At 34.1% G+C, this 25,351-nt stretch carries 8 protein-coding genes; all 8 read right to left on the bottom strand.

Annotation, left to right across the window (positions count from 1 at the left end):
• Nucleotides 1-32: 32 nt before the first annotated feature.
• From OZP08_RS16265 to OZP08_RS16300, 8 genes are read right to left on the bottom strand one after another with little or no spacing between them, the layout of a single operon-like run.
• Nucleotides 33-383, bottom strand: coding sequence for a 4'-phosphopantetheinyl transferase family protein (locus tag OZP08_RS16265; protein ID WP_281322337.1), 351 nt, complete (start codon nt 381-383; stop codon nt 33-35).
• A gap of 58 nt (nt 384-441) precedes the next feature.
• Entirely contained in the window at nt 442-1,032 is a 591-nt protein-coding gene (locus OZP08_RS16270) for a hypothetical protein (RefSeq protein WP_281322338.1), read from the bottom strand.
• Nucleotides 1,033-1,042: 10 nt separating this feature from the next.
• A complete protein-coding gene (locus tag OZP08_RS16275) occupies nt 1,043-1,756 on the bottom strand; it encodes a thioesterase II family protein (RefSeq protein ID WP_281322339.1) in 714 nt (237 codons plus the stop codon).
• A 19-nt stretch (nt 1,757-1,775) separates the two neighbouring features.
• The gene (locus OZP08_RS16280) at nt 1,776-3,437 is read right to left on the bottom strand and encodes an ATP-binding cassette domain-containing protein (protein WP_281322340.1); all 1,662 of its coding nucleotides are present in this window, start codon (nt 3,435-3,437) and stop codon (nt 1,776-1,778) included.
• A 34-nt stretch (nt 3,438-3,471) separates the two neighbouring features.
• On the bottom strand, nt 3,472-5,346 hold the full coding sequence (gene asnB / locus OZP08_RS16285; protein ID WP_281322341.1) for an asparagine synthase (glutamine-hydrolyzing): 1,875 nt from the start codon (nt 5,344-5,346) through the stop codon (nt 3,472-3,474).
• Nucleotides 5,347-5,402: 56 nt separating this feature from the next.
• Complete coding sequence (locus tag OZP08_RS16290) at nt 5,403-7,472, bottom strand: SGNH/GDSL hydrolase family protein (RefSeq protein ID WP_281322342.1); 2,070 nt, start codon at nt 7,470-7,472, stop codon at nt 5,403-5,405.
• Nucleotides 7,473-7,492: 20 nt separating this feature from the next.
• The gene (locus OZP08_RS16295) at nt 7,493-9,247 is read right to left on the bottom strand and encodes a carbamoyltransferase family protein (RefSeq protein ID WP_281322343.1); all 1,755 of its coding nucleotides are present in this window, start codon (nt 9,245-9,247) and stop codon (nt 7,493-7,495) included.
• Between the two features lie 37 nt (nt 9,248-9,284).
• Complete coding sequence (locus OZP08_RS16300) at nt 9,285-25,286, bottom strand: non-ribosomal peptide synthetase (RefSeq protein WP_281322344.1); 16,002 nt, start codon at nt 25,284-25,286, stop codon at nt 9,285-9,287.
• Nucleotides 25,287-25,351: the final 65 nt, after the last annotated feature.

A 25,351-nucleotide genomic window follows, 5' to 3' on the forward strand; every position in this document is an offset into this window, starting at 1 on the left:
TTTGAGGAAGCTTGAATTGTGAATATTCAACCTCACGAAAATTGTTTTTGTATTAAAACAACTGGGTAATTGTATAGTTCTTTAGTCCCTATATGGGCTATATACTTTTCTGAAAATGGAATTTCTACCTTTCCAGAAATAAAAGGCTTACCATATTGATTGCATGTGAGTAATGGAAGATTATTTTTCTGGAAGCCAATATCTTGTAAGGCATACAGAAGCAATAATCTCCCTATTAAAGAAGTGTGTGCATCTTCCCAATTTTTATACTGACCAATTTTTTGTTGAATAGATAGCGGCATTTGGTTAAGATACCTTTGAAAATCAAAATCGCTTAACGGCTTACTTAAGTTTGCATAATAAACTCGTATGACTTTTGGCATCTATTCAAAATATATCTAACATATTTCCTGATATATTCTGGTAGTATTGGTGTAATTATTAGTTTACTCTTATAAGCTTAAATGCTGGCCCATCTCCTCCGGCAGAGTTGATGATAAAAGGCAAATCTCTATTGTTTAAAATCCAATATTTTGATTCGCCACCTTTTTCAGCAACATATATTGCATCTACTTCTTTACCATCAATTTTAATTTCTTTTCCTTTTGGCAAGTTTTTCAATTCGAAACTTTTATCATCATATTTTGCTGTTTTTTTACTTTTTATTTCATCAAAAAACTTTTTTGAAACACAAAAAATAGTTTGATCTTTAGGAAGTATCCTTACTTCTCCCGGATTTAAAGGTTGCCAGTTAAAATATGTTCCTGAATTAAGTCCTTCATTTGAAATAACCCATTGTCCGGAAATTTTTTTCTCTCCATTAATCATAGAATATGCTAAGGTTACTTTTTTGTCATTCATTTCTTTGATTTCCAACGGAAGCAGTACTTTATTTCCTTTTGGATCTTTAGCAGCATAAGTTAAAACTAAGTTGGTTTTAATATCCAGATCTTTTTTCTTTTGGGCTGTTACTGAAGAAACAATAAATAGCGTTACTAAAGCTGTTACTAATGTTTTAATTTTTAAGTTCATAATTTTAGTTTTAATAGTTATTGAATATGGTTTTTTTGGTTTTTAAATAATATTTAAATAAAGCGGTTATTTCTTTTTTGTGCTGAAATATAAAAAAATGATTCCCTTCAAATTCCTTAATATCAATAGCATGTACGCTTTCTTCTTCCCAAGCTTTTGCTTCTTCCCAGGTAACTTTGTCCTTGTTTCCTATAAAGACTGTTACAGGTATTTTTAATGGATTTTGTTCTATGTATGTATACGTTTCTATCGCCTTAAAATCTGCTCTTAGCGAAGGTTCAAAAAGTGCCATGAGTTCATCATTTCCTAATATTTCTTCTGGGCACCCTCCCATCCCTCTAATTTTATTAATAAATTCTTCTTTGGGCATATCATGATAAAAAGGAGGTTTTCTATTAATTTTTGGTGCCTTACAACCTGAAACAAATAAATGAACCGGGCTTTCAAAGCCACTTTTCTCGATTTTATGTGCCAATAAATAAGTTAGCATTGCCCCCATGCTATGTCCAAAAATGGCATAAGGTTTTGATACGTTTTCTTTTAATTGCTCAAATAAATCATCTACTATATCATTTACATCTGTCAGTAAAGGTTCATGAAATCTTTTTCCTCTTCCTGGAAGTTCCAGTGTAATTAAACTGATATTTTTATCGATATGCTCTTCAAAAGGATAGTAGGAATATTTGTTTCCTCCAGCAAAATGTAAACAAACTAAATTCATCATGTCACGTTCCTATTTCTAATTAATTTACAGTGCTACCTACAAATTGCGCGAAATTGTTTTTGTCACTTACAATTTTTCCGAAATTAAACTTGATAACCCTGGTGGCTCTGTCAAAATATTCATCATCATGGGTAATGGCTATGATTGTTTTTCCTTGTTCTTTAAGTTGTGGCAATATTTCTTCATAAAAATATTTTCTGAATCCAGGATCTTGCTCTGCTGCCCATTCGTCTAATACGATGATATCTTTATCTTCTAACAATGCATAGATTAATGCCAATCTTTTTTGTTGTCCTTTTGATAAATTTTTATCAAATACATTTCGTTCTTCATCTAAGTGAAGTACATCCTGCATTTTCATCATATCTACATGTGCTTTTAATTTGCCTTTATCTTCTTTCAATTCAAATTCATCATAGTTTTCACTGAAGATATAGTTTGTTGTAAAGACTGCTGATATTTTATCACTGTAATACATTAACTGACTTGAATCAATTTTTTGATCATTAAAATATATACGACCTTCATATGGCTTATATAATCCTGTAAGTATGTTCCCAAATGTGCTTTTACCACTACCATTCCCTCCGGTTATGAATATGATTTCTCCTTTTTTGATCGTAAGATTTACTGGCTGCAAATAAAACTTTTGGTTTTTCTCTTCATCATTATAGAAGTAGGTTACATTTTCAAATTTAATTTCCTCGAATGGCTCTACGTTACTTAACTTACTTGGAACGATTCTATCCCGAATTGGGTCAAGCATTTGCTCGATTAGATTTAAGCGCTGAGCCGAAATTTTTACCATGGTGTAAGTTGGAATTAATGTAATTAAAACCGCCACAGGCCCAATAAGGTATAAAATTGTTACTAGAAAAGCGGTTGTTTTTTCAGCATTTATATTGAAATAAACCGGCAATACAAACATGACTATTCCTAGAATAATGTACCAGCTGTAATATCCTGTTAGCTCATTATCCATGTATTTTATAGAGGTATCTATGCCTATATTTTTTCCTTTTAATCTATTATGTACTAAGAATTTATCGAAGATATTATTGCTTCGTGTAATGCCCATTTTTAGTTCTTTGAAACCGTGTAGCATATCTGCTAAATAGCGGTAATATGTATTTTGCAAATCTCTTCGTTCGTTTAAGTCCTTTTCAATAGCATTGTTTCTCACCAAGTAAAAAACCAATAAAACTACCATTGTAGCAACTACTAAACTGGCCCCTATTGGAGAGATATAAAATAAATATCCAAAGCAACATAAGATTACAATCAATGAGTTAAACGCATTCATGAATACTTCGGGAACGCTTCCTAATACTTTTGTATCATTGATTGCTGTATATATTTTTTCATTTCCTATTTCTTCAAAATCCTGGTATGATGCTATACGCAGTTTTTTTAGAATCATAATTTCAAAATCAAATAATAAGTTATTAGTCAACTTAATCATATAAGTATGAAAGAAACGAGAACATACCAGCGATGCCAGAATGATTGCGATAAAAAGGGCCCAATCATATTTTGGAAAGAATGGAATGGGTTGTTTTATTATTGTATTATTGATAAAAATTAATAATCCCGCATTAAGAATACTGTTGAAGATTCCTAAAATAAACATAAAGACAAAAGCCTTTTTGGATTTGCTTAATAATGTATTGATAAATTTCATTTAGTATTAGTTTTAAGTAGAAGGATTTAATTTATTAAGCATTTGGAACATCAAAAATGTCAATAAACATATTGAATGTCAATACAATGATGAGTAAGTCTAAATCGTAAGGAGGATTTAGTATAAAACCATCTCTGCTATACATTTTTTTAAGACGCTCTATAGTATCCGGATTAAAATAACCTTGCCTTTTGATACGATCATAAGACAATAAATCATTTATCCATTCACTATTTGTTTTTAATAATTGTGGGCTACCTGGCGCTACGAATCCAAATTTTTCACGATTGATTATCTGGGAAGGCACGTACTTTTGGGCTACTTTTTTAAGTATGTACTTTTCTTCCATGTTTTTCACCATTAATGATGGTGGCACTGTTTTTACAAAATTGATAAGATCTATGTCTAAAAACGGATAGCGACCTTCTACATTATTTGCCAACGTCATACGATCTCCATGATCTGCTATTAAGTGCCCTCCTAAACGTAGTTTGAAATCTACATAAGAACGCTGATGAAAATGATGTCTTCCTTTGATACGTGTGTGATCAATAGCCGGCTCTTGTAAGCAATCAAAATCCTGATACGATTTGTTTAAAAGTGATGAATAAATGGCTTGTTTGCTTTCTCTGAATACATTTTCATTTTTTTCATAAATGAAATCTGGATTTCCCCAAAGTTTTTTTCGAACCTCATCTTCTCTTAAGTGCTCTAAGTCTTTGTAACCTATGTTTCCTTCGCGTCTTCCGTCGAATTTGTAGCCTGCATATCCTCCAAATAATTCATCAGCTCCTTCTCCAGAAAGGACTACTTTAATTTTTTCGCGTTTTGCTCTTTCGGATAAAGCAATTGAACAAATATTATAGGTTTCTTTTAGCGGAGATTCAGAATAATAAATTACATCTCGTAATTTGGTTTCAAAATCATCCCACCCAAATTCTATTTCGTTGTGTCTTGAATTTATTTGCTCACTTAATAATCTTTGATAACGTTGCTCATTAATGTCCTTATTTTCAACATTAGAGAAACAAATAGAGAAAGAGTTGAATTCTTTACTTTTATCTAAATGTCGCATCATTCCGCCAGTTAAAGATGAATCTAATCCGCCACTTAGATAGAATCCAACAGGTACATCTGCGTTTAAGCGATATTGTATAGACTTTAAGAGTAAATCATTTAAGTTTTCTATATAATATTCTTCGGATTTTTGACCATAATCGTAATCTGCTGTCGGGTAGTCAAGATTCCAATACTCTTTTGTTTCTAACTTATTGTTTCTCAGTATTGCATAATGCCCTGGTTCAAGACTTTTTACATCATCAAAAAATGTAATTGGGGCAATATTTGCCGGAAATGTAAAAATCTGATCCAATCCTTTGTAATCTATTCTTCTGGAAACGTCCGGATGTTCTAAAACTGCTTTTATTTCTGAACCATACACTAAGGCATTGTCCAGATTTGCATAGAATAAAGGACAAATTCCAAAATGATCTCTAGCCATAAACAGTATTTCTTTCTTTTTATCATAAAGACAAAAAGCAAACTGGCCGTTAATCATATTTAAGAAATCTACACCATACTCCATGTACAGATAAACAAGTACTTCGATGTCACAATTCGTTTTAAAGATATGTCCCTTAGCTTCCATCTTAGAACGTAATTCCTTGTAGTTATAGATTTCTCCATTACAGGTCAATACGATAGATTTATCTGGACTAAAAAAAGGCTGCATTCCATGACTTAAATCAATGATACTTAGTCGTACAAATCCGAGCCCTACATGACCATCTACATAACAGGCCGAATCATCCGGTCCTCGATGCTGTATTTTATCGGTCATGTTAATAATAATATCCTCTCTTGCAATACGTTCTCTGTCGAAATTATAAATTCCACTTATTCCACACATAATTTTTAAAATTGGTAAGTCCTGCTGTTATGACACTTGTTATCGTTATAATAAAACTACACTCCTGAAACTGTCATGTTCGAAATTTCTCCAAAAACACGAAAAGCAGCATCTAATATTGTCGTAGAAGAATCTTTGCCCTGTAACTCTCTGTTTGTAGCCACTATTGGCCATTTTATTTTGAATACATTCATTCCGTTTTTAAGAAAATCAACCGGAATTTCTATGTTGTGTGTTTGCCATTTATTTCCAACAGACAATGCTTCTACTTCTCTATCATTTACATATAGTGTTGCTACATCATTGTTTTCATTTATGACTCCGGGTATTCGTAAGGATATAGACAACTGCGCTTTCGTTTTAGCATCTGCTACAACAAAAAAATCAGATTTGTTATCTCTTGCTTGCAGAAAAGCAGTTTTTTGTCCTTGATATTCATCATAAGAAGTTGCATAGTAATAGTTCTGCAACAAATTGATTCGTCTGTTTTTGATATTATGATCGTCTAAACGTATTTTTAATAAGTAGTTGGTTATATCAACTCCGTTAGATTTTAATACTGCCGTCATAGCATCTACTAACTCAAGCTCCATGTTTTTCATGTTTCTTGCTGGAACCAACGCATGTACATATCGGTCTAGTTTTGTATTGTCTTCCAATATTTTTTCCAGTGATTTACAAACGTTATTGGCCGCTCCCCTACTAATCATGTCACAGTAATACACCATTGTTTTTGCAATATCTTTCGATTTTGACAATGCTTCTGAACAATGATACAATAGAATATCATACGATTGTCCCCAATGGGCATTATGTATTGCAGCAAATAAGTGTCCTAATGCTAATACTTCGTTTGAAGGAATGATTGTTTTTACATCTTTATGTGTTTCTCTGGTGTCATTAAACTCCCGAAGCACTTTTTTGTAAACAGCATCCATAGCCACTTGAATTCCTGCAACGCTAAAATGACAATAATCTAAGAATAAGTCTCTTCCCGGAACTTTCCCTCCTAAATGTGCTTTAAAAATAGCCGGTAAATCCACAACATCAATTCCATAGCTTGCTGCTTTTACCAATATTGTTTCCTGAACTATCTTAAAAGTTCTTGGCTTACTATTGGTTCTGCAAAAAAGAGCTGTATCTCTTGCCATTTCTAAATAATGTCTGGCTTCTTTGTACTCCTCGTTTTTGATACTGCAATCTGCCAATAGTTCAAATCCGTAAGGATGACTTGGATCAATTTCTACCATTTTTTTAGCTAGCGCCATACAGGTTTGTATATCGCCTGATGCAAGGTTTTCTTCTGCGCTTTCTTTGGCTTCAATCCAATTTTTTAATTTTTCATATGGCAATTCCGAGACTACTCGTTCTCCCGGTGTGCTTCTACAATCTAATAGGTTGAATTCTGGAATGGCAAACAATACAGGAACTTTATTCTTATTTGCAACGCTTCCTACATAAGCTAAAAAGTCATCTACTATATTCGCAAAATAGTCTTCAATTAGCGGTTTTGCTATTGCAATTCCGTCTCCTGTTTGGGTTAATTCTTGTAAGGCTGTTTGCTTTTCCTGACTGTTACCAATAGAAACTAATAAATCTTCTCTCCAGTTATTCCCTGCCAGAAAAACCACCATATCCGGCTCTAGCGCCATGCATTCTGTGTATCTTTCTTTGATTCCTTCCATTCCCAGATTGGTTTCGGCTAAATCTATTATTTCGTATCCAAATTGTTCTTTATTTGAATTTAACAATTGGTCTAATACAATTGCCGGTGTATATTCCGGATCTAATAGGAATCCTCTGGTTACTGATTCTCCTAATAGTACTATACGCTTTTTATCAGATTTAGGCAGAATGGTTTGTACATCTGCAAAATAACTCCATCTGTCTTTTAGTAAAATATCTCTTTGATAATATTTTTTACCGTCTTTTATTTCTAGTTTGTAAATACCTACATGTGATGAGGAAAGATCTTCAGCGATAGTTTCTTCCTTGGATTTTCCCGGATTTGTATATCCTAACTTTTCCATTAAGTCAAACGCTTTTTGTTGATTTTCGTCTGTAATAGGTAATAATGCTGCTAAGTCACTAGCTATTGCTTTATGTAATTCTGAAGGTCTTGACATGATTTTTTCTCTTTTATGGATTAAATGAATGTGTAAACGTTGGGATTTAACTCGAAACGTCCTCTTTCAGTGAAGTTATTATTAATCATTTCAAGCATTGTAATTTCATTTCCTTCTTTACTTATAATGAAATCTCCCAGCACTAAACAATCGATATCTGTAGTAATAAAACACACCAAAGCGTCTTCCGGCGTACAAACTATTGGTTCATCTTTTATATTAAAAGATGTGTTTAGCAAAATTGGACAACCTGTAATTTTATCAAATTCACGAATTAATTGTGCAAACCTTGGATTATCAAAATCATTTACAGATTGAATTCTGGCAGAATTGTCTACGTGTGTAATTGCCGGCATATCTATTGTTGATTTTACCTGACATGTTTCTAGCATAAAAGGAGATGGATGATCTATATCAAAGTGGTCATACATTTTTTCTTCTAAAACTGCTGGTGCAAAAGGTCTGAAACCTTCTCTCTTTTTTACCATTGCGTTGATGCGATCTCTCATGTCTGGCACGCGTGGATCTCCTAAGATAGAGCGCGCTCCTAATGATCTTGGTCCAAATTCCATTCTTCCGTTGAACCAGCCAATTACTTTTCCTTCGGCTAATTTTTGAGCTGCTTTTACAAGTGTATCTCCTTCTGCTCTGCAATCTTCATATAATAAAGATGTTGCGCCTAAAAGGTTTTCTATTTCTTTTCCTGAATAGGATGGCCCTAAATACACATTTTTTAGCGATTCAATTTTTTCTTCAGGATATAGTTCTGTGTATGCTAATGCTGCTGCCCCTAATGCACAACCCGAATCATTTGCTGCTGGTTGTACATATAGTTTTTTGAAAGGAGAATTTTTTAAAACTTTACCATTTGCTACACAGTTCAGAGCAACTCCGCCAGCCATACATAAATTTTCTTCTCCCGTTTTTTCATACAGATAGTTTGCCATTTTGATAAGCGTTTCTTCTAAGAAACACTGCAAACTTTTTGCAATATCCATATGGTGTTGCAACATTTTTGTGTTTTTCTCTCTTACGGGTATTCCAAATAGTTTTGGCAATTCATCAGAATACATGCGTTCTCCGCGTAAAAAGTCAAAATATTTTAAGTTTAAACTATACTTACCATCTTCTTCCATATTCAGAAGCTCGTGCATTTGCGCTAAATACTTGTCTTCCCCATAAGGCGCCAATCCCATAACTTTATACTCTCCGCCATTTACTTCGAATCCTAAATAACTAGTTATAGTACTGTAAAGCAGTCCTAGTGAATCTGGGAATGTTACTTCTTCGAATATCTCAACTTTGTTATTTTTTCCTACTCCATAAGTTGTAGTAGCCCATTCTCCTACTCCATCTACTGTTAAGATAGCTGCCGAGTCAAACCCAGAGAAATAAAAAGCACTTGCGGCATGTGATTGGTGATGCTCGTAAATTTTGATTGGTCCATCATACCCTAATTCTTTGCGAATTTGTTGGATGACGTGGTTTGGATCTATTTCATAAATTGAATCTGCAGAAATTTGATTACTTCCACTCCACAATTGTCGCTCCGATTTTTTAAACGGATCTTCATAATAAGCGATACAATCAATATCCGCAATACTTATCCCTGCTTGATCTAAGCAATACATGAAAGCGTTTACCGGTAAATCCGGATCATTTTTTTTTCTTGAAAATCGTTCTTCCTGTACCGCAGCTACTAGCTTTCCGTTTTGAATTATGCAACATGCTGAATCATGGTAAAAAGCTGATATACCAATAATATTTCTATTCATTAGGTTTAATTTTAGTGTTAGTAGATTATTAATTATGTTAGAAGTCTTTACTAATATTAGAAGCAAAAAAATCTGTAGCCAGTTGTTCTTCTTGACGCTCTGAATCTGTATAAAAATCAAAGTCTATTATGCAACGTTGTGAATCTGTACTCACAAGAGTTATTAAGCTTTTTAAATGCTCTATGAGTTGTTCTATACGTTCTTTTTTGAATAAATCAGTATTATATTCTATAGTTCCCATTATTGTATTTCCTAAATCAGCAAACTGGAATCTAAGATCACTTTTACTAATATTCATAGGCTCTTTCATAGGATTTACGGTAATGCCTTTCATCTCTAAATCTGACTCTCTGTGTAAATCAACATTCTGAAGAATCATTACGACATCGAATAAAGGGCTTCTGCTTAAATCTTTCTTTAATTTTAAGTCATCAATAAGCATATCAAATGGATATTCCTGATGTTCAAAAGCATCTATTGACGTTTTCTTTATCTCTGAAAGAAAATCAACAAATTTCAGTGTAGGATCAAGTTTACTGCGCAACGCCAGTGTATTTAGATAATAGCCTATTTGCCCTTCCAGATCCGGGTGCTCTCTTCCTGCTATTGGTGTTCCTACAATGATATCTTCTTGTCCGGAATAATGGTATAGAATCGTTTTTACTATGGCCATTAATCCCATAAATAGAGTTGCATTATGTTCTTGCAATAATTGCTTAAACTTCAATGCTGCATCAACAGGAAACTCAAAGTGCAATTCTGATCCGTTGAAAGTCTGTATTGCTGGTCGTGGAAAATCAGTAGGGATCTGTAAAACAGGAATTTCTCCTTGCAATTTTTTCATCCAAAATTCACGATGATTTTTAATACCATTTACTGACAATTCATTTTCTTTCCAAGCTACGTAATCCTTATACTGAACTGTTAATGGTAATAAATTTGGTTCTTCATTTTCTGATAATGCATTGTAAACCGACAATACTTCTTTGACCAAAATTTGTAATGACCATTCGTCTGAAATAATATGATGCGTTGCAAACAACAACATATGATTTTCTGAATCTAACTTCAGAAGTTTTACTTTCATCAATGGTCCATTTTGAAGATCAAAAGGATGATAGGCATGATTTTGTACTTCTTGATCTATGATTGATGCATTTTCTTTTATTGTCTGAAGATCTGCAAATTCCAATTCAAAAGATTGCTCCTTCATCGACAGAATTTTTTGTCTTGGCTCACCATTTTTCAAAACAAAGATGGTTCTTAAACTTTCGTGACGACTTATGATTTGGTCAAAAGCTTCTTTTAGTTTTTCTATTTGAAGCCTACCCTCCATTTGGTAGCGCATAAATATATTATACGTGCTTTCACCTTTTTGTTGTTGCATTTCTTGCACCCATAAACGGCGCTGTGCATGTGAAAGTGCATAATCATCCTGTTCTGCTACTTGTTTAATAGGATTGTATATGGTATCTCCTTTTGATTCCGCTATTAATGATGCCTGCGCTTTTAAAGAGGAATGATTGAAAATCTCTCCTATACTCAGTTGCACTTCATGTTGTTTGTATACTCTGGAGATTAACTGAATCGCTTTTAAAGACGATCCTCCTAAATCAAAGAAGGAATCGTTTCTGCCAATACTGCTTTGGGGTACGCTTAATAGTTCTGCCCAAATGCTGCTTAGTGAGGTTTCGATTGGTCCGTTTGGCGCTTCGTAATTACTGCCTCGCAATAATTCGGATGGTTTTGGTAAAGCACGTTTGTCTACTTTTCCGTTTAAAGTCAGTGGAAATTCTTCTATATAAATAAAGTAATCCGGAATGCTGCTGCGGTCTAAGGTTGCTGATAAAAGTAAACGCAATTCTCCCGATCCGTATTCTGTTCCGCTGTAATAACAAAGCAATGAATCCGCGGTATTATCCGTGTGCAATACTAGTTCTACCTGACCTATTCCTTCTAGGTTTAATAAGGAACTGCGAATTCCGTCAAGCTCTACCCTTACCCCATGAAGCTTGATCTGATCGTCTATTCTGCCCAGTATTTCTAAGTTTCCGTTGTTGTCGTAACGACCTAAATCTCCTGTTTTGCAAACCAAATCTTTGCGATCTGTAACCAATGGATTCTGCACAAATAAGTTTGTTGTAAGTTCCTGATCTAAATATCCTTTGCTTACATATGGACTTTTGATATACACTTCGCCGATTTCTCCCCACATACTGAGTCCGCTATCGTTGATTACGGCTATCATGCTATTATCGATTGCCTGTCCAACTGGTAGGACGGTTCCTGGATCTAGATCTCCATTTGGAATATGATAACAGCTTTTTAAAACTGTTGTCTCCGTAAGTCCGTACAAATTACTCATGCGGGCTGAATGTCCTGAGATAGAACGCCATAATTCGACATCACGTCCGTATAATTTTTCTCCAGCCAGAACTACTTCTTTTACTTCTTTTAAAGATAGATTTTGTTCCAATAAACTATTGGTCAGTAGTCTGAATAAAGATGGAACGGTTTGCAGAATGGTCACTTTTTCTTCTAATAGCCAACCTGCCAACAGAACCATATTCTCTCGCGTTTTCTTTGCTGGAATGCACAAACTGCTTCCCGAAATTAAACTCGTCAGGATATCCTTTAAACTTGCATCAAAAGTTACTGATGCTATTTGGCTTACACGACTCTCGGTATCAAATCCAAATGTGTTTTTGTGCCAATTGATATAATGTGAAATACTTTCCTGATTTCCTACTATCGCTTTGGATTTTCCTGTTGTTCCCGAACTGTAAAATATATAACTGCTGTTATCAACCGGATAATCAATATCTATATTCTCTTCACTGTAATACTCTAAGCTATAATCAGACAATACGTAATCACCTGAAGATTTTAATTCATAAACTGTCAATATTCCATTTTCAGAAAACAATACTATCTTTTCAAGCTTTGTTTGAGAAATATCAACTTTGCCTTTTAACGCTTCATACTCATTTTTAGACGCTACTAAAGTTGTCATGCTTGTATCTGAAAACACTTGCTCGATTCTGCTTTTTGAAAACTCTACAGCCATCGGAACATAAGTTGCACCTGTTTTCAAACACGCCATTAGTGTTCCTGTTAATTCTTTCCCTGATGATAGTAATACACCAACAGTATCTTCTGGTTGTATTGTAAGATCAACTAATAAATGCGCTACTTGATTACTGAATGCATTAATTTGTTGATAGGTATACGAAATTCCTTCAAGCCTTAATGTTTCCTTTTCAGGATATGCTTCTACAATTCCTTCAAAAGTTTTATGAATATATTGTGGCTGTTCTTTTTGTATTGTTTTTTCGAACCCTTGTAATTTTTCTGCCTCTGTATCTTCTAAGTACTGAATTTCTTTTAATGGCTGCTCTGGAGTTTCTACAATGTTTGTTAACAGATTTTTCATATGCGTTACCATACGGGCAATACGTTCTTCATCATATAATTCAGTACTGTATTCTATTGTTCCATCAAGGAAATTACCTTGATCCATGAACTGGAATCGCAAGTCACCTTTACTTATTTTTAAGTCTTCTCCTTCTGCTGAAACTTCCAACCCTTCCATTTCAACACCTTCTAAAAGATTGAGTTGCACATTTTGCAATATCACTACTACATCAAATAAAGCACCTCTATTTTTTGGTGGATATATGCATAAATCTTCAATGAGCATATCTAAAGGATATATCTGATGATTGAATCCTTCTAAGCTTACTTTTTTAACTTCACTTAACAATGCGTTGAATCCTTCTTCTCCAGAAAATCTTGATCGCAGCGCCAATGTGTTTAGGTACAATCCTATTTGATCTTCTAAATCCGGGTGTTGTCTTCCGGCTACAGGAGTTCCAATGATAATATCTTGCTGACCTGTATATTGATACAATATTGTTTTTACTAAAGAAAGTACGCCCATGAATAAGGTTGCTCCCTGAGCTTTGACCAATTCTTTTAGTTTTGAACTTATCGTTTCATCAAGTTTAAAATAGTATTGCGCTCCTTCATGGTTCATGATTTCAGGACGTTGCCTGTCTGAAGCGAGATTCAGCATAGGAATATTTCCTTGGTATTGTTGCATCCAATATTCCTTATGTTCCAAAAGTTTATCACCACTTAATTCTGCTAATTGCCAAGCGGTGTAATCTTTGTATTGAATTGCTAAAGGCTCTAAATTGCTTGTAATTCCTTTTACAGCTGCATTATACAATAATACCAGATCTCGTACCATTACTTGCATTGACCATTCATCAGAAATGATATGATGCATGGCTAGCAATAGCTCATGCTTGTTTTCATCATGCTTTAAGATGTCAATATTGAATAACGGCGCTGTATCTAAGCTAAATACTTTACCCGAAAGTTCTGCTTTCTGTGCTTGTTTTGTAGCTTCATTTTCTTTAGAAACATCTGCGTATTTTATTTCAAATAGAATGTCGCCAGCGTCTATAATACGTTGTCTTGGTGATCCGTCTACAAGCTCAAATACAGTACGCAAACTTTCATGACGTGCTATTAATTGCTGAAAAGCAAATTCAAAAGCTCCTTTATTAAATGATCCAACTAGGTTGTAACTCGTAAGTACATTATGGGTTATTGCGTTTTGTAATTGTTCTACCTGTAACCAGGTTCTAAGCTGTGTTGCCGATAGCGGATAGTTTTCTTCTTCTTTCACTTTTGGAATAGAAAAATAACTTGTCGTATCTGAATTCGAAATTAATAACGCTTGCTCTATTAACTTAGGCTTATTGAAGATGTCCCCAATGTTTAATTGTACTTGATGTACTTTATAAATTTTGGTTATTAATTGAATTGCTTTTAATGAATGCCCTCCAGATTCAAAGAAATTATCTTCAATCCCGATTCTTTCTTTGTTTAAGACTTCTTTCCAAATTTGTGCTAAGCTTTCTTCTATAGCATTTCTTGGTTCTACATATGCCGAATCTAATTTTATTTCCGGTTCAGGCAGTTTCTTTTTATCAATTTTACCACTTGAATTTAATGGAAAATCTGCTAATTGAATTAGATATGGTGGAATCATATAATTAGGCAGGAAGGTTCCCATAAAGTCCTTAACTTCTGTGATATTAATATCTTCAGTAGCGGTATAATAAGCGACCAAAGCGGTATCATTTTCCGTAACATGTGTGGTAACCAATGTTTCGATTACCAGAGGATGTGATTTAATTACTTTGTCTATTTCATTTAATTCTATACGATATCCTCTAATTTTTACCTGATTATCTATACGTCCTAAGAAATCAATATTCCCATCCGGTAAACGTACTCCCTTGTCTCCTGTTCGATACATGGTTCCTTTACCAAAAGGATTTTTCACAAATTTCTCATTAGATAATTCTTCTCTGTTTAAATATCCTTTGGCAATTGCTCCTTCGCCTGAAATACAAATTTCTCCATGAATTCCTTCTCCAACTAAATTTAATAATCCATCAAGAATATGAACTTGAACATTACTGATAGCTTCACCTATTGGCAATCTAACTCTTTGATTATCTTCAGCTCTAACTTTATAAACATTTGTCCAAACTGCGCATTCTGTTGGGCCATAACCATTATAGGTATCCGTAACAGCACTACTTTTTATTGCCTGATCTTTGTTTATGGCATCTCCAACTGATAACACTTTTCTTAAAAATTTCAATTCCTCAACAGAAATCAAAGAAAAATAAGCTGCTGGCAAAACCGCTATTGTTACCTCTTTTGCAGCCATGAATTTGACTAACTGAACTGCATCTTTGATGATATTGTTTTTCGCAACTATTAAGCGTGCTCCATTTGCCAATGCCAAAAAGAATTCAAATACAGATCCATCAAAAATCATTGACGAGAATTGAATAACAGCATCTGCTGTTGTTACCTTAAATTCTTCTCTTTGATTATACACCATATGTACACCATTACGATGCTGAAGCATAACTCCTTTTGGTTTTCCGGTAGATCCAGAAGTATAATAAATATAAGATAAGTCTAATGCCTCGTTTACCTTTGAAGGATTCTCGGTTGAAGTTTTCAACATATCAAACTCTACATCAATCGCAAATAAACTTCCTGTAAAATCACTAACATTAAATATGTTTAACGATTCTGTGATGAGTATTTTGCTATTTGCGTCTGATAAGATAAAATTGTTTCGTTCACCTGAATTACCAGAATCCATTGGCAGATATACTCCTCCGGATTTTAAGATTCCTAAGAACCCTATGATAAGCCATTCGTTGCGCTCTACCATCAAGGAAACAACATCTCCTCTTGTTACATTATATTCATCACGCAAATGATGTGCTAATTGGTTTGCTTGTTCATTAAGCTGCTTGTAAGTAAACGTTTTATTTTCAAACTCAAGAGCTATGCTATCAGGCGTTGCTGTTACTTGTTGCTCGAAAATATCTATTAAGGTTTCGTCTTTATCGTATACTAATGCTTTTTGATTGAGCTCATTAAGCAGCCAATTTTGTTCTCGTGCTGTTAAATAGTTTAATGTATTTATTGCTACCGATGGTTTTTCGATTACTGAATTCATTAAGGCCGTTAAGTGCCCTAATAAATTTTCCATACGATGTTTGCTATAAATAGCAGTATTGTATTCTAATGTCAACGAAATATTTGATTCGTTTTCTATAAAGTAAAAACGCAAGTCAACTTTACTTATCGGTACATCTAATTGGTTATCTATAACCGAAAGACCTTCAAATTCCGGTATTTCATTTTTATCCAATAAATTTTCTAAAACTACCACTACATCAAATAATGGTGAACGACTCATGTCTCGTTCTACCTGCAGTTCATTTACTAATAAATCAAAAGGATATACTTGATGCTTGAATGCATTCAGGACGTTATTTTTTACTTTTTTAGAAAGAGAATTAAACGTTTCGTCCTCACTAATCTTGGTTCTTAATACCAACGTATTGATAAAAAACCCTATTTGGTCTCTTAAATCCGGATGTTCTCTTCCTGCTGAAGGCGAACCAATAATAATATCATTTTGTCCTGTATAACGATGCAATAACGATTTTACAAGTGATAATAATCCCATGTAAAGTGTAGTTTCCTGTGCCTCTAAACAAGCTTTGAATGCCTTACTTATTTCTGGGCTTAAACTAAGATGTACCTGATCTCCGTGAAATGTTTGTACCGGTGGTCTTGGAAAATCTGTTGGTAAGCCTAAAACTTCTATTTCATCTTCAAATTGATTTAACCAGTAGGCTCTGTGCGTTGATAATCGATCCGATTGCAATTCTTTCTCCTGCCATGCTGCATAATCTTTGTATTGAATTGGTAGCGCTGGCAATACAGGAAGTTCATTTTTTATAAATGCTTTGTATCCTTCTATTACTTCTTTAACAAAAACATGAATCGATCTTTCATCAAAAATAATATGGTGAACACACAAAAAGAAAAGATGTTCGTTATCAGCAACTTTAATTATATGAGCCTTTACTAATGGTGCTTTATCCAGACTGAAAGGTATTAAGGAAAGTTCCAGTGCTTTGTTTTGCGCGTATTCTTTAGGGTTTGATTCATTAGAAGCGTCTTCTTGACTAACTTCAAATGAACATTCTTCTGACGTTATTATTTTTTGATACGCTTCTCCTTCTTCTTGTATAAACGATGTTCGTAAACTCTCGTGTCTTTCTATTACAAATAGAAATGCCTTATTTAGCGCTTCTAGGTTTAGATCACCTTGAAGCCAATAAGTAACAGGAATATTATGTACCGCTTCTACTCCATCTTCAAATTGTTCCAACAACCATAGTCTTAGTTGTGCATAGGAAAGTTTGTAGAGAGCTTGCTCAGGAACTCTTTCAATTTTTTGATAATTTGTCTTATCAGAAGCTTTTAATAAAGCTACCTGACTCTCAAAAACCGGATTTATAAAGATATCTTCCAGTTCTAGTTTGATTTCCAGTTTTTTAAACAATTGTGAAATTAATTGGATTGCTCGTAATGAATGTCCTCCAATAGTAAAGAAGTTGTCCTGAGTTTCAATTTCTTGAATTCCTAAAACATTTTGCCATACTTCCAGTAACCCAGCTTCTATTTTGTCTCTTGGTACTACTATTTCTTTTGGTTTTGTTTCCAAATAGCTTGGCAATGCCTTTTTATCAATTTTCCCACTACTGTTTTTTGGTAATGCGTCTAAATAAATTAGATGAGCTGGGATCATATAGTCAGGCAAAAAGTTTTTTAAATATTCCTGAATTTCTGTAGCGGGAATATCCTGTACTCCTTCATAATATGCTATTAAATACTTATCATGACCTTCTCCTTGGGTAATTACCGCAGCATTAACAATTTGAGGATGATTATTTAATACATTTTCTATTTCTCCTAATTCTATTCTATAGCCTCTTATTTTTACTTGTGTATCTATACGACCCAAAAAGTCAATTCTACCGTTTGAATACCATGAAGCCAAGTCTCCTGTCTTATACATCTTTCCGGCGCCAAAAGGATTTTTCAAGAAGCTGATTTCTGTTTGCTCGTTTTTATTTAAATACCCCTGAGCAACACCAACACCTCCAATGTACATTTCGCCTGGAACTCCAATAGGTTGCGGTTGAAGAAATTCGTTTAAAATGTATACCTGAAGATTGCCTATTGGTTTTCCTATCGGCAATCTTTGATATTTGAGATCAGAAGCTTCAACCTGATGCATTGTTGCCCATACTGCACATTCTGTAGGACCATAACAATTCATATATGTTACTTCTTTGCTATAATCTATTGCCACTTGCTTGTTTGCTACATCTCCAGCCGTAATTATTAATCGTAAAAACGAAAGGTCATTTACAGGTATTGATGCTAAGTATGCAGGAGGAAGTAACACAATCGATACTTTTTTCTCTTTTAAATAACTTGTTAAAGCAATGACATCTTTTAAAATTTTATTATCTGCCAAGACTAAACTTGCGCCAGAAGTAATCGCCATAAAAATCTCAGCAATCGAAGCATCAAAAGATGGTGACGCAAATTGTAACACATTATCCTCTACAGATGGTTTGAATATAATATACTCATTTTTAACCATATTGACACAGTTTTTATGAGATACTAATACTCCTTTTGGTTTTCCGGTAGAACCTGATGTATAAATTACATAAGCTGAATCATCAGCTGTGTAATCTGGTACTATATTTTGTTCTTGTTTCTCGATAACTTCATAAATTTCATCTACACTAAACGCATTAGATATAAAATCTGAAGAACGATTTATCATGCTACTTTCAGTAATCAATAATGAAATGTTAGCGTCAGATATGATGTATTTTATTCGTTCTGCCGGACTGGAAGAATCTATTGGTATATAAACTGCACCAACTTTTAAAATAGAAAGCATCCCGATAATTAACCATTCATTTCTATTTACCATTAAACCAACATGCATCCCTTTAGAGACATTGAAATGCTCTTGTAAAGATTTTGCCAGCGTATTAACAGCATTATTCAGTTCTTCGTAAGTCCATGATTTTGTTGAAGTTTGAAGCGCTATGGCATGAGGACTTCTGTCAACTTGTTCTTCGAATAATTGAACTAAAGTTAATTTTTCATCATACTCAAAAGACGCCTGATTAAATCCGTATAGTAATTGCTGACGCTCTTTATCTGTAATATAATTGAGTTCTTTTATTTTTTGAGAAGGCAATTCAACTACTGCCCGAATCAATTCTTCAAAATGTACACAGAATCTTTGCATTCTTTCTTCCAGAAAAAGATCGGTATTGTATTCTAGATTTAAATTAATTTCGTTATCGCTTTCTACAAAAAATAATCGAACATCAACTTTACTCTTTTCATTGATAAGTAAATGATCTTCAATACTTACCCCTTCCATTTCAGGCAACTTCTCGCTATTTTCCTTGTTTTGAATTAAAACAGCTATATCAAATAAAGGCGATCTGCTTAAATCTCTGTTAAAGCCTAAATCATCTACTAATAAATCAAATGGGTAGATTTGATGATCAAATGCTTCAACAACAACATTTTTTACTTTCTTTAAAAACTCCGTAAAAGATTCTTCTGTGTTTAATAACGTTCTTAATGGTAATGCGTTGATATAAAACCCTATTTGATCCTCTAAATCCGAATGATCTCTTCCTGCCGTTGCCGTTCCGATTATAATATCTTTTTCACCTGTATACTTATGAACCAACATTTTTGTAATCGCCATGATTCCAGCGAACAAAGTCGTTTTTTCTCCAACTAATAATGACCTGAATTTTGCAACCAATTCTGGTTCAAATGAATATTTAAACTGTGTACTATTGAAGGTTTTTATGGAAGGTTTTGGTGCATCCATTGGTAAATTTATCAAAGGAATATCTCCTTCAAATTTTTGCAACCAATAATTTCTATGTGCATTAAGATTGCCACCTTCTAATTCTTGTAATTGCCATGCAGCATAATCTTTATATTGAATTGAAAGTGGTTGTAAACTAATTTCTGTTTTGTGTTGTAAAGCATTGTATATACTTAAAAACTCAGTAATTAAGTTTTTGATAGACCATTCATCTGTAATAATATGGTGCATACTAAGCATGAATAAGTATCTTTCTTCTTCAACTTTGTTTATCTGCACTCTTAATAATTGATCACTTGCTAAATTAAATGAAGCAAAAGCTGCTTCTTTTGATAAATTAGTTGCAATTTCTATTGCATTCTCTTCATTTGATACATCGTTATAATCAACACTGAAATCTATCGTATTTATGTCACTAACAAACTGATACGGAATTCCGTCAATTTCTTTAAAATTGGTTCTTAGAATTTCATGACGCTCAATAAGACATTTAAATGCTTCTGTTACATTACCGATATTTACTTTACCATTCAACCAATAACTCATTTGTATATTGTAAGCTGTTGAACCCAGAGATTCAAATTGTTCCAATATCCATAATCTTCTTTGTGCATGCGATAATTCATAACGATCACTAACTTCTACAGTAGTAATCGTTTTATAATGATTCACATATGACTGATCTATACAACCCGCTAAATCAACGAGTCTTGGGTATTCGAAAACATCTTTTAATCGTAACTCTACATTTAATTTTTTATGTATGTTAAGTATTAATTGAATTGCTTTTAAGGAATGTCCTCCAATTTCAAAGAAATCATCTGTAGTACTTATATCTTTAACACCTAATATCGACTCCCACAATTCCATCAGTACTTTTTCCGTAACCGTTTGTGGCGCTGTAAGTACTCTTTCTCTTAGCTCAATATCAATTTCAGCTAGTTTTTTTCTGCTAATTTTACCATTATGTGTTAATGGGAACTCTTCTAATTGTAATATATGAGCAGGCACCATATAAGCAGGCAACTTACCTCGAAGTAGTGTCTTTAAATGGTCTGTATCAATAGTTTCTTTTCCGGTAACATATCCTAAAAGATCATTTCCATTTACGATTACCACTGCTTGGTTTACTTGCGAATCTGCTTGCAATAATGATTCTATTTCACCCAACTCAATACGATATCCTCTAAGTTTCACTTGGCTATCGCCTCTTCCCAGATATATTAATCTTCCATTAAAATCCCATTGGCATAAATCACCTGTATCATAAATGATCTCATCATTATTAAGTGGATTCTTTATAAACTTTTTCGCTGTTAATTCATTATCCGTATACCCTTTTGCAACTCCTTTACCCCCAATAAATAAATTTCCTGTTATTCCATGAGGCAAAATTTGTCCCAGTTTATCCAATATATAAAGGGTTGTATTATAGATTGGTTTTCCTATTGAGTTTAAATCTGTTTCTTTTTGAATATATTGGCATGTTGACCAAATTGTTGTTTCTGTCGGACCAAACATATTATAAAGTTGTCCTGGCATTTCTAATAATCGTGCTCCTAATGATAGTGGTAAAAATTCCCCTCCAGATATTCTTTTCAATGATGTTGTTGCCTTCCAACCTGTTTCTAAAAGTAAATTCCATACACTTGGTGTGGCTTGTACAATAGTAACTTCATTTTCATCTATCATCGCAGACAGCAACCTAGGATCTGTAATTACTGCACTTGGAGCAATCAGAACTGAACCACCTACACATAATGTCGTAAAAAATTCCAGTACAGAAATATCAAATGTAAAAGTGGTAATAGCCAGCAACTTATCTTGATTTGTAACACCTACTATATCGATAACTGATTTTAGCAAATTAACCACTGAGTTATGCCTAATCATCACACCTTTCGGTCTTCCTGTAGAACCTGAAGTGTAGATAATGTATACTAGATCTTCTCCATTTAGTGATACGTTTAATCGTGTTTTTGGATAAGTTCCTAATTCTTCCTGAATATCAATAATATTAAGGCTTGACACTAAGTATCCTGATACTTCTGTATCTGTAAGCAGTAATGAAACATTTCCATCACTTAACATATATTCTACACGATCTGCAGGGTAATTAGGATCAATTGGCAGATATGCAGCACCAGCTTTTAATATTCCTAAAATACTGATTATTAAATTCTCACTTCTGTCCTGCATGATACCCACAATACTTTCTTTGCCAATATTATGTTTGGTTTGCAGATAATGCGCTAATTGATTGGAACGCTCTTCTAATTCCTGATAATTTAACGTGATGTTTTCGTATTGTAGTGCTGTCTGATTTGGTTTTAAATCTACTTGAGATTCAAAAAACGAAATCAAAGTTTTATCTACAGATTGGGATACAATTTCTCCCTGATAGTTTTCGAGTAATTCTCTTTGTTCTTCCGCATCTAGTAATGATAATTTATCTAACGATATTGTACTATCATCAACTACACTTTCTAATAATTTTTCTAAATGAGCGCCTAATCTTTGAATACGCTCATGGCTGTAAATATCGGTATTGTATTCTATGTGAACACTGATTTCTCCTAATGGACTTTCTCTAAACCAAAATGTAAGATCATACAAACTTGTTTCTACAGCTACACGCATATACGAAACTGCCAAGCCTTCCATCTCTACTGTATCTTCTAATAAGGCCTCATCACTTTCTAAGATAACTGCAACATCATATAACGGGAAACGGCTTAAATCTCTGGATAAATCCAATTCGTCTACTAATAAATCAAATGGATAGGATTGGTTTTCATATCCTTCTAAACAAGTTTCTTTTACTAAGTTTAACAGACTTGTAAAACTCTCAGACCCTTTAAATTGAGTTCGCAATGCCAGATTATTGATATAAAACCCAATTTGATTCTCAAGATCTGAATGGTCTCTTCCTGCTACCGGAGTTCCTATAATAATATCTTCCTGACCGCTGTATCGATACAAAAGTGCTTTTGTCAATGAGATAAATCCCATAAAGAGCGTACTGTCCTGCTCTTTTACATAATTTCTAAAAGCATGACTGGTTTGTTCTGAAAACTGAACTTGAATCTGCGCACCATTATAAGTCTGCACCGATGGACGCACGTAATCTGACGGTATATCTAAAACCGGTAATTCTCCACCTAATTGCTTTAACCAATAATTGCGGGAATCAGCCAATTCTCCTTTTGAAAGTGTTTGTAACTGCCAGGCTGCATAATCTTTATACTGAATTGGTAATGTTTCTAATGATTTGGTATCGCCTTTAACAATCGAATTATAATAACTGATTAAATCACGAACCAATACCTGCATCGACCATGCATCTGAAATAATATGATGAATAGAAAACAGCAATCGATGATGTTCTTTGCCTAATTGCAACAAGACAGCTTTAAATAAAGGTCCTTTAGACAAATCAAAAGTTGAAGCTGCTAGTTCCGCTAAGACTTTTTCAATCGAAACTTCTTGATTTTGAGAATCCTGTAAACTTGTGACAGGAATTTCAAAATTGATATCTTTTGAAGGCTTTATCAATTGGCGTGGTTCGCCATCTTTTAAGATAAATATTGTTCGCAGACTCTCATGACGTTCAATTAATTTTATAAATGCTGCTGTTAGTGCTTCTAGATTTAATTCTCCCTGAATATCATAACTTATCGGGCGACTATATGCTGTAAGGTTTTCTTGTAATTGTTCTAAAACCCATAAACGACGCTGTGCATGTGACAATGCATAATCTTCCTGTTCTGCCACTTGTTGTATAGCACTGTAAACCGTTTCGCCTTTTGATGCTGAGATTAATAAGGCTTGCGCTTTTAACTGCGAATGATTGAAGATCTCTCCTATACTCAGTTGCACTTCGTGTTGTTTATACACTCTTGAGATTAACTGAATCGCTTTTAAAGAGGACCCCCCTAGATCAAAGAAGGAATTGTTTCTGCCAATACTGCTTTGGGGAACACTCAATAGTTCAGCCCAAATTGTACTTAATGAGGTTTCGATTGCTCCATTTGGTGCTTCGTAATTACTGCCTCGTAATAATTCGGATGGTTTTGGTAAAGCACGTTTGTCGACTTTACCATTTAAGGTCAGTGGAAATTCTTCGATATAAATAAAGTAATCTGGAATGCTGCTGCGATCTAAGGTAGCCGATAAAAGCAAACGCAATTCTCCTGATCCGTATTCTGTTCCGCTGTAATAACAAAGTAATGAATCTGCGGTAGTATCTGTATGCAATACTAATTCTACCTGACCTATTCCCTCTAGGTTTAATAATGAACTGCGAATGCCGTCAAGCTCCACTCGTACACCATGAAGTTTGATCTGATCGTCTATTCTACCCAGAATTTCTAAATTTCCATTGCTGTCATAACGACCTAAATCACCTGTTTTGCAAACCAAATCTTTTCGATCTGTAACCAATGGGTTCTGTACAAATAAAGCTGCTGTAAGTTCCTGATCTAAGTATCCTTTACTTACATACGGACTTTTGATATATACTTCACCAATTTCGTCGTCATTACAAATTTCATCTCCATTAATGACTGCTATTAAAGTATTACTGATCGCTTGTCCAACCGGTAAAACGGTACCGGGATCTAAATCTTCATTTGGAATATGGTAACAGCTTTTTAAAACTGTTGTTTCCGTTAGTCCGTACAGATTACTCATACGGGCTGAATGTCCTGAAATGGAACGCCATAATTCTACGTCACGTCCGTATAATTTCTCTCCAGCCAGAACCACTTCTTTTACATTCTGTAAAGAAAGATTTTGTTCCAATACACTATTGGTGAGTAACCTGAATAAGGATGGAACGGTTTGCAGAATGGTCACTTTTTCTTCTAATAACCAGCCTGCCAACAAAACCATATTCTCTCGTGTTTTCTTTGCTGGAATGCACAAACTGCTTCCCGAAATTAAACTCGTCAAGATATCCTTTAAACTTGCATCAAAAGTTACTGATGCGATTTGGCTTACTCGGCTTTGAGTATCAAACCCAAATGTGTTTTTGTGCCAGTTCACATAATGTGAAATACTCTCTTGATTCCCAACTATCGCTTTCGATTTTCCTGTTGTTCCCGAACTGTAAAAAATGTAACTGCTGTTATCAACCGGATAATCAACATTGATATTTTCTTCACTGTAGTGCTCTAATCTATAATCTGACACTACATAATCGCCCAATGCACTTATGGTGTATACTTCTAGACTAGTCTTTTCTAACGAAATCAAATCTAAATTTCCTAGTCCTAAATCTCCCAATAGTGAAGATCCTGAGGCTTTAAATACCAATACATGACTAAATTCATAACTTATACCCAGACTTTGGAACTCTGACCAAGATGCATCATCAGTAATTAATACTTTCATCGAGGTTTCTGAAACTGCCTGTTGCATTCGTGCTTGCGAGAAACCATTCGATAAGGGCACATAGGTGATTCCTGTTTTCAGACAAGATAATAAACTTCCTATGAGCTCTTTTCCGCTGGATAATAATACGCCTGCTGAATCATCTGCTGACAGACCAATGTCTAACAACAAACCACTTAACTGGTTTGCAAATGAATTTAAAGATGCATAACTCGTATTGCCATTAGATTCTACTAATGCTGTATGGCTAGGATATAGTGATACTATATCCTCAAAGCTTTTGTATAAGAATTTATTTTTCACCACGGAGAATGTTTAAGTAATTTCTAAAAAGAGAATTTTATGAAAATACAGACGTATTTAGACTA

The sequence above is a fragment of the Flavobacterium aestivum genome (assembly GCF_026870175.2).
Lineage (GTDB): Bacteria > Bacteroidota > Bacteroidia > Flavobacteriales > Flavobacteriaceae > Flavobacterium > Flavobacterium aestivum.

Bases quoted from the DNA above. Each gene is read 5' to 3' on its own strand.
- OZP08_RS16265 (WP_281322337.1), bottom strand. From the start codon at position 383: ATGCCAAAAGTCATACGAGTTTATTATGCAAACTTAAGTAAGCCGTTA.
- OZP08_RS16270 (WP_281322338.1), bottom strand. From the start codon at position 1,032: ATGAACTTAAAAATTAAAACATTAGTAACAGCTTTAGTAACGCTATTT.
- OZP08_RS16275 (WP_281322339.1), bottom strand. From the start codon at position 1,756: ATGATGAATTTAGTTTGTTTACATTTTGCTGGAGGAAACAAATATTCC.
- OZP08_RS16280 (WP_281322340.1), bottom strand. From the start codon at position 3,437: ATGAAATTTATCAATACATTATTAAGCAAATCCAAAAAGGCTTTTGTC.
- asnB (WP_281322341.1), bottom strand. From the start codon at position 5,346: ATGTGTGGAATAAGTGGAATTTATAATTTCGACAGAGAACGTATTGCA.
- OZP08_RS16290 (WP_281322342.1), bottom strand. From the start codon at position 7,472: ATGTCAAGACCTTCAGAATTACATAAAGCAATAGCTAGTGACTTAGCA.
- OZP08_RS16295 (WP_281322343.1), bottom strand. From the start codon at position 9,247: ATGAATAGAAATATTATTGGTATATCAGCTTTTTACCATGATTCAGCA.